This window comes from Vibrio algarum, from assembly GCF_028204155.1.
GTDB lineage: Bacteria > Pseudomonadota > Gammaproteobacteria > Enterobacterales > Vibrionaceae > Vibrio > Vibrio algarum.
This window is the reverse complement of record NZ_JAQLOI010000001.1, coordinates 2219499-2234783: the sequence shown is the minus strand read 5'-3', so window position 1 is coordinate 2234783 and position 15285 is coordinate 2219499. Positions and strand designations below refer to the sequence as shown.

The following is a 15285-nucleotide window of genomic DNA, read 5'->3' as shown; positions in this document are numbered from 1 at the left end:
ATGATTAAGCACTTTGCATTTGTTATCTCGCTCTGCTTGGCTTCGCGATTTTCATTCGCCGCAGAACCGACATTTCAATGGGACTGGATAGTGAGTGCAGCGACAAGTAAACAACAAACCTCATTGTTATTTGGCGAACCAGAAAAAAATAATTCATACAGTGTTGATGGCTTGCTTGATGTTCAGATTGATTGGAATAAGTGGACGGGACTTATGGCGGCGAATGGACTGAGCGTTGTTAGCAATAACGATGGTCAATCATTCGATGGTGATCTTATTGTTCAGGAGCTGTTTTGGCAGGGCAGCATAGGAATTGCTGCGCCTGCAGATGTCACTCTTGGGAAAATGAGGCTTGATTGGGGTGTTGGTTATGGCTATCGTCCATTAGATATATTTAAACCGTATCGTCGAAACCCGATAGGCATCCAAGTTGAAGAAGGTGCGGGTACAGCACTTGTTTCCTATTTTGATGCAAAAGGGGAGTGGAGTATTGTTTATACCGATTCTTCTTGGACTCAACAAGAAGGCAACGAAGTCGAGGAGCGATCGCAACAGCAAGGAATAGGGGTAAGGCGCTATGCTTTGATAGGAGATAGTGAATGGCAGGCGATCGCCTATTACGATGATGTTCGTAATGGGCTAATTGCTGGTTCGCTTGTAACGGTTTTGGATCATTCTTGGGAACTGCATGCTTCTACTGTCCTGCAAAAAAAGCATATCAGTGTGCAGCAAAGTAGCATCGATTCGCCAGCAGAGGTGGTAAAAGCAGACGAAAGCTATCAGATATTAACTGGAATTAATTGGGCTAGCGGCGGCGGGCACAATATCATTGTAGAGTATTGGTATGATGGCCGAAGTTGGGGAGCAGAAGAGTGGTCGCAAGCTTATGATAGAGTGGGCGAGTTAAACCAAAAGGTGTTACGGCAAGAAATGAGTGGTTCCTATGCAAGAGGGCTATACTTGCCCAATTTGGTAAAGCACAATGTCATGTTGCATTGGGCATTAGATTCAAGTGGTTGGAGTCATTTTGATTGGAGTCGAAATGTCCTTTGGCTGGAAAATGTAGAACCTAAGTTTGATCTATTGTATTCGCCTGAAGAAGGTGGATTGATCGCGACTCAATGGGTAGATTATCAAGTACATGACTCTGGTGAAGCGGCTTTTAGTGTAGAATTAGCTGCCAGGTTTTTTACAGGAGAAAGCCGTTCTTTATATGCAAATTTAGCAGATAAGCATATGATTTTATTAAATCTCAAAGGGAAGTTTTAATGGCTAGCAATAAGTATCATGTGGGAGGTTGGGTAAAGAGTATCATTCTAACGTCTTTTTATTGTATTGTTATCGCATTTACCACACAGGCAATTTGGGGTAGTTCGTTACTGGACCATTTAGTTATTAGTTTTGGATTTGGTTACAGCGCAGTGTTTAGCGCTCATTTTCTTAGCCGTTGTCAGCCTCAACTGTCATTGCGTTCTATAAATTTTTCGCTTTAACAGTATCCATGGTATTTGGTACATTTAATGCTTATTTCTGGCTGAATCAATACAGTGAGTACGGTGAAATCACACGATTAAAACCTATTGTTATTCTCGGGTTTATTTTTACTACCGCTTGTTTCTTTTATTTTTATAGTCAAGAGCAAAAAATAACCGCACAGAAGGAACTAGAGGTAGCTAGGCGCAAGCAATCTGAACAAGAAAAAGCGTTGATACTGAGTCAATTGAAACAGTTGCAGAGTCAAATTGAACCGCACTTCTTATTTAATACACTGGCTAATATAAGCAGCTTGATCGATCAAGACCCTGCCAATGCACGCCTAATGCTTGTTAAGTTGACAGAACTGTTGAGAGGCACTTTGAAAAATAGTCGAGAACCTTACATATCTCTGCAAAAAGAACTGGCTCATGCTGATGCCTATCTCGCAATACAAAAAATCAGGTTAGGAGAAAGGCTTCAATACTCTATTTCAGATGAAATATCTGCGGATATCGATCTTCCACCATTTTTATTACAACCATTGGTTGAGAATGCTATCGGACACGGTATCGAACCATTAGAGAATGGAGGTACCGTTCAGATCAGAGTGCATCAGCTTGGAGAAGACATTTTAATTGAAGTCACTGATAGCGGAGCCGGACTTGTTGGTTCGTCTAATCATTTGGGTCATGGTGTTGGACTGGACAATATTCGCCAACGATTACAAGCTTTGTTTGGCGACCAAGCCGCACTTTCTATTCTCGAATTACAGTCTGGCGGCGTCAATTCTCGTCTAACAATTGCTTTGTCTGCACTGCAGTCAATGAAGGAGGTAGATGATGAAATCAACTAATGTTACGGCCGTTATTGCAGATGATGAACCGTTGCTTAGGTTTCATTTAAATCAAGCGCTTGCTGATTTGTGGCCCGATTTAGATATTAAAGGTTTAGCTGAAAACGGCCAGAAGGCGTTAGATTTAATCGAACTACATCATCCTGATATTCTATTTTTGGACATTAAGATGCCAGTTTTAGATGGTATGGCAGTAGCAAACAAGCTAGCTCAGTACCAAAATTCTCCATATATCGTCTTCGTGACAGCTTATGATGAATTTGCTGTGCAAGCGTTTGAGGCGAACGCTATCGATTATTTATTAAAACCCTTATCTGACGCTCGTTTGGAACGTTGTATCAGAAAAATTAAAGCTAGAGTGGAACAACAAGAAGCATCGGCTCCGCTAGAACTGACGACATTAATGAGTCAAATCCAAGCATTAACTGCCAATAAACAACCTAACTACTTAACTTGGATTAAAGCCAGTAAAGGGGAGGAGATACATCTAATTTCCATCTCTGAAGTACTCTATTTCAAAGCGGAAGATAAGTACGTGTCACTATATAAAAGTGAGCAGGGGAAAAGAATTGAATATCTACTGAGAACCTCACTTAAAGAGCTTATGTCGCAGCTTGATCCAGATATGTTTTGGCAGATCCACCGTTCTACTGTCGTCAATGTGTCTGCGATAGAGAAAGTCAAAAAAGATTTTAAAGGTAAAATGATAGTGATGATTGGTACAACGAAGTTGCCGGTGAGTCGCGCAATGCAAAGTTTGTTTACTAATTTGTGGTAGGTGGTTTTAAGTCGTGAATGCTGTCTTCCGATTAACTGGCTCATAATAACTATTCTTCATATAAAAATCGTCGCGACTAACTTCTCGCGATGGCCGTCAGCCAGACTACCCAGCTGAGACTGTGCAGCGACCCAGCAATCAAGATTTTCATCCAAATCTGCGCTCCTTTTTTATTAGCAGCAATGAGAGCTTTTGTTAATTCAACCAAAGGAAAAATTATAACGGTAAGGAGTAATAGAGGGGGAATGACACGGCCAATACCTGGTCCTAATGTTAGCACCATATTGATACTACCCACCAAGGTTAGCGCTAAAAAGAACATCAGTTTAACGCGATAACCACGATGAATAGCTATCGCATAAAATACATAGACATAAGCGGCGAATGCTGCATAAGGCATATATAAAATATAATCGATATTTGCAATCGACGTGGGAAATAGATTCCAAAGATTCATTGCCACTCCTATTTTTTCTCGACCAATCGCTAGGTATCCTTTGCTAACAGACAATATAAGTTAGCACCTTTCAAGTACATAGAAAATTTGCCAGCTTAACATTAGCAGAGTTCAGTTAATTTTTTTAAATTCAAAGTAATTATGATCCTTGTGTGAAGACGTGCCGTATTACTAATCGACATTTAAACGCACCAGTAATAAAACTTACTTTAAAGGAATAATATTATGTTTAAGAAAATCACAACAATGTTTACGTTCATTATTATGAGTTTTGCTCTCGTTGCTTGTTCAAGCAATAAAGACATGAAGCATAGTGACGGTATGATGAAACAAGACATTGTGGACGTCGCTGTAGCAAACGGTTCATTTAATACCCTCGTTGCCGCAGTGCAAGCAGCAGGGCTGGTTGATGTTTTAAAAGGCGATGGCCCATTTACCGTTTTCGCTCCAACGGATGAAGCTTTTGCAAAGCTTCCCGCGGGAACAGTTGAAACCTTATTGAAACCAGAAAACAAAGACCAGTTGGTTGCTATCCTGACTTATCATGTTGTTTCTGGAAAAGTTATGGCATCAGATGTGGTTAATTTGACTAGTGCTAAGACAGTTCAAGGTCAAGATATTGCCATAAAAGTCATGGGGTCAAAAGTGATGGTAAACAACGCTAACGTTATTGCGACAGACGTAGCGGCAAGTAATGGTGTGATTCACGTCATTGATAGTGTGATTTTACCTAAGTAACCATCATTGGGTGCTGTGTAATACATTGCACCCGGTTTGTTTGAAGCTGTACGTAAGATGGTTCTTATCTGATTTCTAAATTTGACTAATATTCTATTTCTCTTATACTGTATGTATGTACAGTGTTTTTAAGTAAGGAGATAAACATGTTAGCTGACACTATCGAGCGCGTTAATAAACTGCGAAAGCAAGCATTGAATAATCCAGAGTTTGTTCGCTCATCTAAAGAGCACGAAAGAAACATTGCATTAGCTGAGAAAAGAACACACACCAATTCAAAACGAGCGATAAAAAAGCAAAAACGATTTGATGAGGTATACCAGCAATCCGAATTCGGTGTTAACCCTTCAGGCCTAACCCACTAATTATTAGATTTGGCGAGTCATTCTCGCCATTCACTTCAAAATTCCGTATTTTTCATTGGTTATTGTTTTCCTTCGAATCTATAGTCATAGCTTGTTAAAATAAATTCTTTTTCACGATTAAATCTATGCTACAGGTTTGTTAGATTCTTTCTGCTCACGTTTTTTATCAACGGAAATTAGTTTGTGTAAATGGAATTACAATAACTTCAGGAATAACAATGACGGCGCAAATAAAAGAACGATGTATTTATCAAGGTCAAAGCTACGATATGCCAGTGTGTATCTCTTTACCTTTGAGCGACGGACGAGTTGTTGAGTTAACAGGGGATGCGTTACAAGAGGCGATAGACAAAGATGATTACTGTTTTTCTACTGCATGTTGGCGGCAATTCGTCGGGGTATGGGAAGTCGTCGATGATCGTTTGTATCTGACATCGTTAGAAGGTATATACCGAATTGTTGGCGAGAAGCCAATATTTGTTGATTGGTTCAGCGATACTCTTTGCCTGCCGCATGGTGAGCTACTCGATTTTAATTTGGAAATAGAACTCATGCATTACGCACAAGAGCTAAGATTAACGTTTGTAAACGGAGTTCTGGTGGATAAAGTTATTATCGATACGAAATGATAATTTTCATCTACTGTATTATGCAATGACGTTTAATCTAAATAGATAGCCAATGTCTATATCGGCCCACCATACTTTCGTTCCCTAGAATGCCGCCTTGATGGATATAAAGTAGCATTTTATTCGGGTTTTTAGGTAGCCAATCTAATAAGTTTTGCCACATAAAAGGGTCGTATAACAGGTCAAATTCAACTTGAGTTTGCTCCTCAAGATTTTTCCATAGCTCGTATTCGCCTTGATCCAAACGTCCAAAATGATGTTTTTTATCAGTACCAATGATAGTTGGATGCGGTGCGCTGCTATCTACCTCAAGAAATTGCTCTATTAAATATTCTTTTTCTCCAACGCAAGCACAAGTGACGACTTCTATATCTGTATGCTCAAGATACTTCTGTAAGTAAAGTGCCGTCGTTCCTGTTCCCGATGGCAGAGCAACAACAAGATTTTCGCAGCGCTCCATGAGTTTCCAGTTAAGTATTTCTTGAGCGAGGGTTTTAACCCCTTCTTCTGCCATTGGTGAGCGACCACCTTCCGGTATCAATAACGTCTCTGAAAGGTCAGTGAAATTGTCTTTAATGTAATCTCGAGCGTGACGCGCATTTCTATCTTCTAACTGAGATAAATCAACAATGTTTGCGCCTAAATCCAGAGCACCTCGGTAATTTCCCGTTGGTTTTTGTTTTACATAATTAGGGATATGGTCAACGTAAAAAGTGAGTTTCCATTTCTTAATCGCACACAGTGCGGCTAAAGAGTAAAGAGAGTTTGCTTGAACAGAACCATAGCCGACCAATTGCTTTATATGAGGGTAGTCATCAGTGAGTAGTGACATGAATTTTCGAGCTTTGTTACCAGAGAACTGGCTATGCAACAGATCATCTCTTTTTACGAAAAAAGTAAGGTCGTTAAAGCGATGTTGAGTTGTTGGGCTTTCAGATAATTTCATGGTTTAGCTATCTGTTGCAAAAATGCGGTTGCACATAGTAAACCAATTTTCGGTCATTGCCAGTTATTTGATAACGAAGCGACGAAAGCTCACTTAATTTTAGGTATCTGTTTTCTACTGAGGCGAAAAAATAGTTTGATGTTCGCATATCCGTTTCCAAACACGTTCTCCTGCTGGGTGAAGTTTGGTTTTAGAGCGATAAGCATATAACTCAGTGTTAACCGTTGCCTCATCGGGGTTCAATATGATGAGTTTATTCTGCTTTAGCTCATCAATGATGGTGTAATCAGGTAACCAGCCGACACCTTCTCCTTGTAGAACTAGCGCCTTAACCAGATCGGTCATGGAGGAAGAAAATATAGGTTTAAGAGCGTAGCGACTGCTGGTTTGGCGGGTTAATCTCCCCATGTAGCTTGATGTTGAGTGCATGATAAATGGCGTGATGATGGCTTCAGATAATTGGTATTTAGGCTCTAGATTAGGTGTGCTTTGATTGGTCTTTATGACAAATGTATCTGACAAGACACTGACGCAGTAATTTTTTGACTCACCCAGTTTGTGCGCCAAATAAGGCTCAGTGAGAAGTTGGGGGTTTTTGTAACTTAGTACGATGTCACACGCGCTCTCTTCAAGCATTTTTACTGCATCATCAACGTCTATTGCACGAACATCTAGAATAACCTCTTGTTCTTCAGCAAAAAGGTTAAATTTAAACAGTGGAAGTATATCGGTTGCAATAGAGTGACCAGCCACAATACTGACTTTCTGGTTACCTAAAATAGAGAGATCGTTTAAACGTTCAAGCTCATATTCCAGCTGAATAATTAAAGAACGAGCACTAGTTCGAAATTCCTTGCCACTCTGTGTTAAGCCAATCGGGGTTTTGTCACGGTTAAAAAGTTGGCAACCCACAGCATTTTCGAGTGCTTGAATACGACGGCTAAAAGCCGACTGAGTGACATTTCTTTCAATCGCCGCCTTTGAAAAATTACGTAATTCGGCCAATTTCAAGAAATCTAACAACCACTTTGTTTCGATGTTTAGCATTGTATTTATCATCTTACCTATGCAATATGCGAATAGGTATGCCAGTTATTTCATTTCTTATCAAGGTTTTTATTTGCTAATTTAATTACATACAAGGAGTGATTATGAATAAAAAACTAGGCGTACTAGGTGGTATGGGCCCAATGGCTACCGTTGACTTTGTTAAGCGCATCGTAGAAAAAAGCCCCGCATGTTCTGATCAAGAACATATGTCTATGATTATTTCGAATGATCCTTTGATTCCTGACCGTACGAAGCATATCTTAGAAAATGGCGAAAACCCGTTGAAGAAGATGCTTAATAATCTGGTTAATTTGAAAGAGTCGGGTGCAACAAAAGTCGTTATTCCATGTAATACAGCGCACTATTGGTTAGATAAACTCAGTTGCAATGAAAGGGTTTCTTTTATCAGTATTATTGATGCTGTGATGAATGAAGCGGGCCGTAGAAGCATGCGCAGGGTTGGTGTATTGGCAACTAATGCAACCATTCAAACGGGAATTTATACTAAGGCGATAGAGTCGCGCGGAATGAAGGCGCTGATGCCAAGTAAACACGAGCAGCAGTTGGTCATGGAAGGCATATATTGCGTAAAAGCGGGTAAAATTGCAGAGGGCAGAGCGCTGATGGAACCAGTGTTCGATAGCCTAATTAAAAAAGGGGCAGAAGGTGTTGTACTTGGTTGCACAGAAATACCACTAGCGTTTGATACGTTACCAGTGGATAAAATGGAAAAAGCGCTCGATTCGTTGGATCTACTCGCTGATCAGTGTGTCAATTATTACTACTATGAAGCGTAGGTGACTTCAGTTTGGAAGCACGCCAAGTTTTTTTAATTTTCTGTAGATAGTATTTCTGCTGATACTTAGAATTTTTGATGTTTTGCTTATGTTACCGTTATTGGCCCGATAGGTTTTAATTAATGTATCTTCGACGGTTTCTCGTAGGCTTATTTCTTCTTTTTCTTCGTTGAAAGGTCGACGCTCTAACGTATTAATATTACTTCTTGATATCAGTGATTTACTGATGTGGTCTGGGATATGTTTGAGCTTCAATACAGGCTCGTCACTGGAAAGGAGTGTGGCAACATGGAGTACATTATCCAATTCTCTAATATTACCAGGCCAACGAAAGCGTTCGAGTAAGTCTAGTAGATTTTCATCGAGTACTTGTTCGTTTTTACAATGTTGTTTGTGAATTTTCTTAATCAGTGCGGCTTTGTCTTTTCTTTCTCTTAATGAAGGCAAATGAAATACCAAGCCATTTAAGCGGTAATAGAGATCCTGTCGAAAACTTCCTTCCGCTATTAATTGTTCGATATTTTTGTGTGTTGCCGCGATGATTTGAATATCTACATTGTGGCTTTGGTTAGACCCGACAGGAACCACTTCTTTTTCCTGAAGAACGTGCAATAAACGACATTGCGCTTCAAGTGGCATATCGGCTATCTCATCCAAAAATAAGATACCCTTGTCCGCTTGTCTTATTTTTCCTTGAAAACCTTTATTACTTGCACCAGTAAAAGCCCCCGGCGCGTAGCCAAAAAGTTCGGATTCAATCAGATCTTTAGGTAGAGCTCCGCAATTAACAATCACAAGCGGGTATTTTTTTCGTTTACTCTGTTTATGCAGTGCTTTAACAAATTCACCTTTGCCTACACCTGTTTCACCTAAGATCAAAAGATTGATTTGGTTATCGATCACTTTGCATGCTTGTTGCCATGCATTTTCAATGCGCTCATCGCCTTGGTGAAGTTCGCTAGATGGTGAGTAAGTAACAGATTTTGGAATGGTCTTAGTCGATTGTGGGTGTAAGCGATAAACAAACGGTGTGTCTTTGGGTTCTAGCAGATGCTCTAACGGAGCACCGATAATCTCTTGCTGGTCTAATAGTTGAGAAGCCAACTGGTTATGTGCAATGACGTCTCCAGCTTCATTAGCAATGACAATCCCTTGCCAACCACTATCTAACAGTGTTTGGTCGCAAGCAATATCAACTCTTATTGTGCCATTTGGGATATCGAAAAGAAGGCTGTTTTCAATTTTTTGAATCATGCTCTGAATCAAAAGCTGAGTATTCGATTGATGTACTTGCTGCTCACTCGTAATGTCTAATATGCCGAGCATCTTACCGTTATGATCAAATATCGGGCTGGCAGAGCAACTGATAAAACGGTGTTGATTGATAAAATGTTGATTTCCTATGATAGATATTGGTTTTTCTTCAATAATGGCAGTGCCTATTGCGTTAGTGCCTTTTAGTTTTTCTTGCCAGCAAACGCCATTTTCGAGAGCAATAGAGGTGAGACGACAAGCAAATTGTTCTTGCCCCCATGAACCAAGGATCACACCTTGAACATCAGTTAAAATTAATCGGCTATTGGTTTTGGCAAACATTTGGTTAAAAAGCGGTAGCGCGTAATTTTCTAACCCAGATATCAATTTTCTAGCACTATCTCTTCTTTCGCTCAGTTGAAATCGCTCTAATCGAATATCGTCTGGAAGCCGGTTTTCTTTTAATCCGGCTTCGCTGCTTCTGTTCCATGAATTATTTAGCCAATCAATTGAGTCGTCGATTTGAAGGTGCATAAGTGTCCCAAAATGTAACGTTATTGGTGTATCACTTTAAAACAGTTGAACAAAGTGAACACGTTGGTGTAGATGATTAGAAAACAACATCTGTCAATGTTAATGAAATGTAATCATAGTGTTACTGGTTGATTGCATCAAGTCTGATCATGTTGGCGTGTGAATTGCGTTACATAAGTTAGTGCTCAAACAAAAATAGAGCACATCAAAACAACGAAATGACAAACGAAATGTATCTAAAGGAAGGAAGAACCTATGATCTATGCTCAGCCAGGAACGGAAGGCTCTGTTGTTAACTTTAAATCGACTTATGATAACTACATTGGTGGCGAATGGGTAAAACCAGTAAGCGGTCAGTACTTTAAAAATTTGTCTCCGGTAACCGGAAAAGAGTATTGTCAGGTTGCACGTTCGAGTGAAGCGGATGTTAACTTGGCGCTCGATGCTGCTCACAAAGCAAGAGAAGCTTGGGGGGCGACGAGTGTCGGTGAACGCTCTAATATTCTGCTACGAATAGCAGATGTCATCGAACAGAATTTGGAAGAACTTGCTGTTGCAGAAACATGGGAAAACGGGAAGCCAGTTCGAGAAACATTAAATGCAGATTTACCTTTAGTTGTGGATCATTTTCGTTACTATGCTGGCTGTGTTCGTGCGCAAGAAGGTAGTGCTGCCGAGCTAGACGCTAATACAGCCGCTTACCATTTCCCAGAACCTGTTGGCGTGGTTGGGCAAATTATCCCATGGAACTTCCCAATGTTGATGGCGGCTTGGAAGTTAGCACCAGCACTTGCGGCAGGATGTTGTATTGTTTTAAAACCCGCGGAGCAAACGCCCGTTTCTATTTTGGTTCTGATGGAGAAAATTGGTCATTTAATCCCGCCCGGCGTCTTGAATGTTGTAAATGGTTATGGCAGTGAAGCGGGTCAAGCACTCGCGACAAGTACCAGAATTGCCAAACTTGCTTTTACTGGTTCGACTCAGGTTGGTCAGCATATTCTAAAATGTGCGGCAGAGAATTTAATCCCATCAACAGTCGAGTTAGGTGGTAAATCACCAAACGTCTACTTTGAAGATATTTTTAATTATGAAGATGAATATCTGGATAAATGTATCGAAGGTATGCTGTTAGGTTTCTTTAATCAGGGAGAGGTGTGTACTTGTCCGTCTCGCGTACTGATACAAGAGTCGATATATGAGAAATTTATTGCAAAAGTGGTCGAGCGAGCGAAAAACATTCAGCAAGGTGACCCACTTGATGTGAATACACAGGTGGGAGCACAAGCCTCGCAAGAACAATTTGATAAAATACTGAGTTATTTAGAAATAGGCCGCCAAGAAGGGGCTCAAGTATTGGTTGGTGGTGAGGTTGCCAAGCAAGGAGAGGGTCTGAATGAGGGTTACTACATTCAACCAACGTTGCTTAAAGGACACAATAAAATGCGTGTATTCCAAGAAGAAATTTTTGGACCGGTTATCGCAATTACAACCTTTAAGGATGAAGCGGAAGCACTTGCTATCGCAAATGATACAGAATATGGGCTAGGAGCAGGGCTATGGACCCGCGACCAAAATCTTGCGTACCGTATGGGACGTAATATCGAGGCAGGCCGCATTTGGATAAACTGTTACCACGCTTATCCAGCGCATGCGGCTTTTGGAGGATATAAAAAATCGGGTATCGGTAGAGAGACACACAAAATGATGTTGGATCACTACCAAAACACGAAAAACCTATTAGTCAGTTATGACGTCAATCCTCTAGGGTTCTTTTAGCTCTCCTGTTAATAGGCAGCTTTTGCTGCCTATTTCCCTTTATTGCGCGTTTCTATTTTCATTTATAACCTTATTAATAATTCTCTAACGCCATGACCACCCGCACAGATTCTATCTTCTAAATACGCCACAATATTTTTCCATTTCCCATCAATAACGTAAAACCAACAAGGAAATTAGTATGCGCATTGGGATAGATTTAGGTGGTACGAAAATCGAAGTTATTGCTCTTTCTGATAAAGGTGAAGAGCTATTTAGAAAACGAGTAGATACTCCAAAAGGTTCTTATCCCGATACACTTCAAGCGATTAAAGGCTTGGTGCTAGATGCAGAAGAGGCAACAGGGCAAATGGGCACCGTTGGGCTTGGTATCCCTGGGACTATCTCTCCGTACTCGCAAAAGGTAAAAAACGCGAATTCTGTCTGGCTGAACGGGAAACCACTCGATGTCGACCTTACGATCATGCTTGGACGAGAAGTTCGTGTCGCTAATGACGCAAATTGTATGGCCGTATCGGAAGCCACCGATGGTGCTGGAGCCGGGTATAAAATGGTTTTAGCCGTAATTCTTGGTACTGGTGCTGGTGCGGGTATCGTTGTGAATGGTGTTCCGCATGCGGGAGGTAATGGAATTGGTGGCGAGTGGGGGCACAATCCTATGCCTTGGCAAGATGCTGAAGAACGTGCTTTTGCAGATGCAACACCTTGTTATTGTGGTCAACACGGCTGTATTGAACAGTTTGTTTCGGGTACGGGACTATGTGCGGATTATGAACGCAGAACGGGCAATTTACTGAAAGGGCAAGAGATTTCTGACTTGGCTGACAATGGGGATGAGACCGCATTATTAACGCTAGAAGCTTATGAACGCCGCCTAGCAAAATCGATCGCGAGTGTGGTGAATTTACTTGACCCTGATGTTGTTGTTTTGGCTGGTGGTGTTTGCAATATTAGCCGACTCTACAGCAATGTTCCGAAGATAATACCGAAATATACCTTTGGAGGAGAGTGCCATACACCTATCAAGGCTGCGATTCATGGCGATTCTAGTGGCGTACGTGGTGCGGCATGGTTATGGCCTGTAGAATAGTTTTACTAACAGAAAACGTTCGCTAACCGAAAGTTGCCACTATTAGAAAACAGGTTAAGGTTTCTTTTTCCCCTGAAACTGCTTAACGCTCTTCTTGTTAATTGTGCGTCGATTGGCTTTTTTGTCTCTCGGCGCACGTTTACTTTCACCAGTGGATGGTTGGTCAGTAACAGGAAAGTCTTCTAATTGACTGAGTGGTAATTCACGACGAGTAAACTGACGAATAGCATTTAAATAGTCACTTTCTGCATGGCAGACTAAAGAAATAGCACTACCTTGTTTTCCTGCCCTTGCGGTACGCCCAATTCGATGTACATATACTTCCGGGCTAGGTGGTAACTCAAAATTTATCACAATGGGGAGATGATCAATATGAATACCGCGAGCAAGTAGATCGGTGGCAATGAGTACTTTTACCTTCTTTTGTTTAAATTGCGTTAGCGTCTCTTCTCGTTCGATCTGACTTTTATTACCGTGCAGAGCCGCTGTTGAGATATTTGCTTTGTTTAACTTTTTAGTTAAAGAATCGGCATTGTCTTTTGCGCCAATAAAAACTAACACTTGTTGCCAGTCATTTTGCTTAATTTGCCGGATTAAAACATTAGTTTTACTTCCTTTGTTGACCAAATAGAGTGACTCTTCAATCTGTTCAACAATGCTATTGCTCGCGTGGGCTTGAACGCGGGTAGGTTGATTAAGCAGTTTATTTACCTTGTTTTCTAAATCTTTATGCAAAGTGGCTGAGAACATGGCGGTTTGACGTTGAGCTGGCAATCGTTCCAAGATGGTTTGTATATCACCCCAAAAGCCCATATCTAAAAGCCTATCGACTTCATCTAAGATAACCGTGTGTATATCGCTGAGTTCTATCGAGCCTTCGCGAATCAGTTCAAGCAGTCGGCCCGGTGTTGCAACGACAATTTCAGGTTTGTTGGCTAACTCGTCAATTTGAGTCTTTTTTTCAATCCCTCCTGAAAGACAGATGGTGTTTATATCGACTTGGTGAGAGATGGATGAGATAGCCGTATTGATTTGGGCAGCAAGTTCACGGGTTGGGGCTAAGATAACCGCCTGTGTCGCTAAGCGATTAGCCTTGGCTCTTTCTATAAGGGCTAACCCGTAAGCCAATGTTTTTCCACTGCCAGTTTGTGCCAATGCGAGAAGATCTTTATTGCTCATTATCACTGGGATAGCTAGGGTTTGTATTTCCTTAGGTGATGTAATGTCCTCAGGTAAGGCAGACAATACATCAGAACTCAGCGGTAGTTTAGAAAATGGCATTAAAGTGCTCTTCTTTTATAATAACAACGAAAGAAATTAACCTTCGTTAGTGTCTTCTGGACGAAGTTTACGTTGTAGACCCATTAAGAAGTTACGTAATATTTGGTCTTTACATTCGCGGTAGTGCTTGTTGTCTGGCTTGCGGAAAAATGAGCTCAATTCGTGCTTGCTCATAATAAAGTTTGCGATTTCCATTGTTTCTAAAATATCTTCTGCTTTCATGTTTAATGCGATGCGAAGTTTCATGAAAATCATATTGTTAGTTAAGCGTTTTTCTGGAGCAGGTTGCTCGCCTTCGCGCTTGCCACGTTTGGTGTTGATTAAGCCGTTTAAGAAAAGAGCCAATTCAGTATCAACCATTTTTTTGAAGCTTGGATCTTCTTCTTTTTTTAACCAGTCACTGATTTGAGCACGAGTTACTGTCTGATCAGCGGCTGCGAAAATGGCAATCATCTGTGAGTCTTTAAAGTCAAAGGCGTAGCGTATACGGCGTAAAATATCGTTATTAGTCATAATAGTTCCTAATTCGTAATGGGTACTAAGCAACCAGAAAATGTGATGCCTAAGTTTAATTGCGCGCACTTTAACACACTAGGCTTAGCCAATACACTCTGTATGCACGACTAATACCTGATGGTTAATGAAGAGAAATCAAACTAAATGTAGGCATAAACTCATTGGTAGGCGCTTTCTCGAACCTGATAATTATCTTTCCTCTTTTAACTATAACTTAAAATTATTATTTTAATAATAATTGATAATTTTAAGTTCACGTGTTCACCTTGTATATTACCCTTAACGAAATAATCTACTAATAAACACGTTGCTTTTACTGATTGATTTAAAGTTTGGTAGCGTGTTCGCTGAGGCGGCTTATGAAATTGTTACACACCATGTTAAGAGTGACCGATCTTGATCGTTCAATCGATTTTTATACGAATGTACTTGGTATGAAAGTGCTTGATAGAACAGAGAATAATGAATATAGGTATACCTTAGTTTTTGTTGGATATGAAAACCAAGCAGATGGCACAACGATTGAATTGACTTATAACTGGGATACTAACCAGTACGATTTGGGTAATGCTTTTGGTCACCTTGCGTTAGGTGTTGAAGACATTTATACGGCTTGTGACAATATTAAAGTACTCGGTGGCAATGTGACTCGTCAACCAGGTCCAGTTAAAGGTGGGGATACACATATTGCCTTTATCACTGACCCAGATGGCTACCAAATAGAATTAATCCAAGTTCGCTAATT

15 protein-coding genes and 1 pseudogene are annotated in these 15285 nt (G+C 40.6%); 10 read left to right on the top strand and 6 right to left on the bottom strand.

Going from position 1 to position 15285, the window contains the following annotated elements:
* The first annotated feature begins 3 nt into the window (after window positions 1–3).
* The 3 genes and pseudogenes from PGX00_RS10480 to PGX00_RS10470 all read left to right on the top strand — a co-directional run bounded on the left by PGX00_RS10480 (window position 4) and on the right by PGX00_RS10470 (window position 3107).
* Entirely contained in the window at window positions 4–1269 is a 1266-nt protein-coding gene (locus PGX00_RS10480) for a hypothetical protein (protein WP_407702389.1), read from the top strand.
* Window positions 1269–2329 (top strand): annotated as a pseudogene (locus tag PGX00_RS10475) (sensor histidine kinase). The gene PGX00_RS10480 and the pseudogene PGX00_RS10475 overlap by 1 nt, the downstream one beginning before the upstream one ends.
* Window positions 2316–3107 carry a LytR/AlgR family response regulator transcription factor gene (locus PGX00_RS10470; protein WP_272135952.1) on the top strand — a complete coding sequence of 264 codons (792 nt, stop codon included), beginning with the start codon at window positions 2316–2318 and terminating at the stop codon, window positions 3105–3107. Before PGX00_RS10475 ends, PGX00_RS10470 begins: the two are co-directional and overlap by 14 nt.
* Before the next feature lie 76 nt (window positions 3108–3183).
* Here PGX00_RS10470 and PGX00_RS10465 read toward each other — a convergent pair whose 3' ends face one another.
* Window positions 3184–3564, bottom strand: a complete 381-nt coding sequence (locus tag PGX00_RS10465) for a hypothetical protein (protein ID WP_272135951.1) — start codon at window positions 3562–3564, stop codon at window positions 3184–3186.
* A gap of 225 nt (window positions 3565–3789) precedes the next feature.
* Between PGX00_RS10465 and PGX00_RS10460 the strand changes: the two genes are divergently transcribed.
* From PGX00_RS10460 to PGX00_RS10450, 3 genes are all read left to right on the top strand, one after another.
* On the top strand, window positions 3790–4302 hold the full coding sequence (locus tag PGX00_RS10460; protein ID WP_407702351.1) for a fasciclin domain-containing protein: 513 nt from the start codon (window positions 3790–3792) through the stop codon (window positions 4300–4302).
* A gap of 146 nt (window positions 4303–4448) precedes the next feature.
* A complete protein-coding gene (locus PGX00_RS10455) occupies window positions 4449–4667 on the top strand; it encodes a hypothetical protein (protein WP_272135950.1) in 219 nt (72 codons plus the stop codon).
* 218 nt (window positions 4668–4885) lie between these two features.
* Complete coding sequence (locus PGX00_RS10450) at window positions 4886–5296, top strand: hypothetical protein (RefSeq protein WP_272135948.1); 411 nt, start codon at window positions 4886–4888, stop codon at window positions 5294–5296.
* Window positions 5297–5333: 37 nt separating this feature from the next.
* Here PGX00_RS10450 and PGX00_RS10445 read toward each other — a convergent pair whose 3' ends face one another.
* Together PGX00_RS10445 and PGX00_RS10440 are read right to left on the bottom strand one after the other, a co-directional pair.
* Window positions 5334–6242, bottom strand: coding sequence for a pyridoxal-phosphate dependent enzyme (locus PGX00_RS10445; protein WP_272135946.1), 909 nt, complete (start codon window positions 6240–6242; stop codon window positions 5334–5336).
* A gap of 114 nt (window positions 6243–6356) precedes the next feature.
* Window positions 6357–7289, bottom strand: a complete 933-nt coding sequence (locus tag PGX00_RS10440; RefSeq protein ID WP_272135944.1) for a LysR family transcriptional regulator — start codon at window positions 7287–7289, stop codon at window positions 6357–6359.
* 104 nt (window positions 7290–7393) lie between these two features.
* Between PGX00_RS10440 and cuyB the strand changes: the two genes are divergently transcribed.
* Entirely contained in the window at window positions 7394–8089 is a 696-nt protein-coding gene (cuyB, locus tag PGX00_RS10435; protein WP_272135941.1) for a cysteate racemase, read from the top strand.
* Window positions 8090–8095: 6 nt separating this feature from the next.
* Here cuyB and PGX00_RS10430 read toward each other — a convergent pair whose 3' ends face one another.
* Complete coding sequence (locus tag PGX00_RS10430; protein WP_272135939.1) at window positions 8096–9877, bottom strand: sigma-54-dependent Fis family transcriptional regulator; 1782 nt, start codon at window positions 9875–9877, stop codon at window positions 8096–8098.
* 255 nt (window positions 9878–10132) lie between these two features.
* Between PGX00_RS10430 and exaC the strand changes: the two genes are divergently transcribed.
* Window positions 10133–11653, top strand: a complete 1521-nt coding sequence (gene exaC / locus PGX00_RS10425; protein WP_272135937.1) for an acetaldehyde dehydrogenase ExaC — start codon at window positions 10133–10135, stop codon at window positions 11651–11653.
* Window positions 11654–11834: 181 nt separating this feature from the next.
* Window positions 11835–12743 carry a fructokinase gene (mak, locus tag PGX00_RS10420; protein WP_272135935.1) on the top strand — a complete coding sequence of 303 codons (909 nt, stop codon included), beginning with the start codon at window positions 11835–11837 and terminating at the stop codon, window positions 12741–12743.
* A gap of 54 nt (window positions 12744–12797) precedes the next feature.
* Here mak and PGX00_RS10415 read toward each other — a convergent pair whose 3' ends face one another.
* Both PGX00_RS10415 and PGX00_RS10410 read right to left on the bottom strand, forming a co-directional pair.
* On the bottom strand, window positions 12798–14024 hold the full coding sequence (locus PGX00_RS10415) for a DEAD/DEAH box helicase (RefSeq protein WP_272135933.1): 1227 nt from the start codon (window positions 14022–14024) through the stop codon (window positions 12798–12800).
* 36 nt (window positions 14025–14060) lie between these two features.
* Window positions 14061–14537, bottom strand: a complete 477-nt coding sequence (locus PGX00_RS10410) for a YehS family protein (RefSeq protein ID WP_272135931.1) — start codon at window positions 14535–14537, stop codon at window positions 14061–14063.
* A gap of 362 nt (window positions 14538–14899) precedes the next feature.
* Between PGX00_RS10410 and gloA the strand changes: the two genes are divergently transcribed.
* On the top strand, window positions 14900–15283 hold the full coding sequence (gloA, locus tag PGX00_RS10405) for a lactoylglutathione lyase (protein WP_272135929.1): 384 nt from the start codon (window positions 14900–14902) through the stop codon (window positions 15281–15283).
* Window positions 15284–15285 lie beyond the last annotated feature (2 nt).

What these genes read in the sequence shown, in the direction of transcription:
- PGX00_RS10450 (WP_272135948.1), top strand. Translation starts at nt 4,886, where the DNA reads ATGACGGCGCAAATAAAAGAACGATGTATTTATCAAGGTCAAAGCTAC.
- PGX00_RS10460 (WP_407702351.1), top strand. Translation starts at nt 3,790, where the DNA reads ATGTTTAAGAAAATCACAACAATGTTTACGTTCATTATTATGAGTTTT.
- exaC (WP_272135937.1), top strand. Translation starts at nt 10,133, where the DNA reads ATGATCTATGCTCAGCCAGGAACGGAAGGCTCTGTTGTTAACTTTAAA.
- mak (WP_272135935.1), top strand. Translation starts at nt 11,835, where the DNA reads ATGCGCATTGGGATAGATTTAGGTGGTACGAAAATCGAAGTTATTGCT.
- gloA (WP_272135929.1), top strand. Translation starts at nt 14,900, where the DNA reads ATGAAATTGTTACACACCATGTTAAGAGTGACCGATCTTGATCGTTCA.
- PGX00_RS10430 (WP_272135939.1), bottom strand. Translation starts at nt 9,877, where the DNA reads ATGCACCTTCAAATCGACGACTCAATTGATTGGCTAAATAATTCATGG.
- PGX00_RS10470 (WP_272135952.1), top strand. Translation starts at nt 2,316, where the DNA reads ATGAAATCAACTAATGTTACGGCCGTTATTGCAGATGATGAACCGTTG.
- PGX00_RS10465 (WP_272135951.1), bottom strand. Translation starts at nt 3,564, where the DNA reads ATGAATCTTTGGAATCTATTTCCCACGTCGATTGCAAATATCGATTAT.
- PGX00_RS10440 (WP_272135944.1), bottom strand. Translation starts at nt 7,289, where the DNA reads ATGCTAAACATCGAAACAAAGTGGTTGTTAGATTTCTTGAAATTGGCC.
- PGX00_RS10415 (WP_272135933.1), bottom strand. Translation starts at nt 14,024, where the DNA reads ATGCCATTTTCTAAACTACCGCTGAGTTCTGATGTATTGTCTGCCTTA.
- PGX00_RS10410 (WP_272135931.1), bottom strand. Translation starts at nt 14,537, where the DNA reads ATGACTAATAACGATATTTTACGCCGTATACGCTACGCCTTTGACTTT.
- PGX00_RS10455 (WP_272135950.1), top strand. Translation starts at nt 4,449, where the DNA reads ATGTTAGCTGACACTATCGAGCGCGTTAATAAACTGCGAAAGCAAGCA.
- cuyB (WP_272135941.1), top strand. Translation starts at nt 7,394, where the DNA reads ATGAATAAAAAACTAGGCGTACTAGGTGGTATGGGCCCAATGGCTACC.
- PGX00_RS10445 (WP_272135946.1), bottom strand. Translation starts at nt 6,242, where the DNA reads ATGAAATTATCTGAAAGCCCAACAACTCAACATCGCTTTAACGACCTT.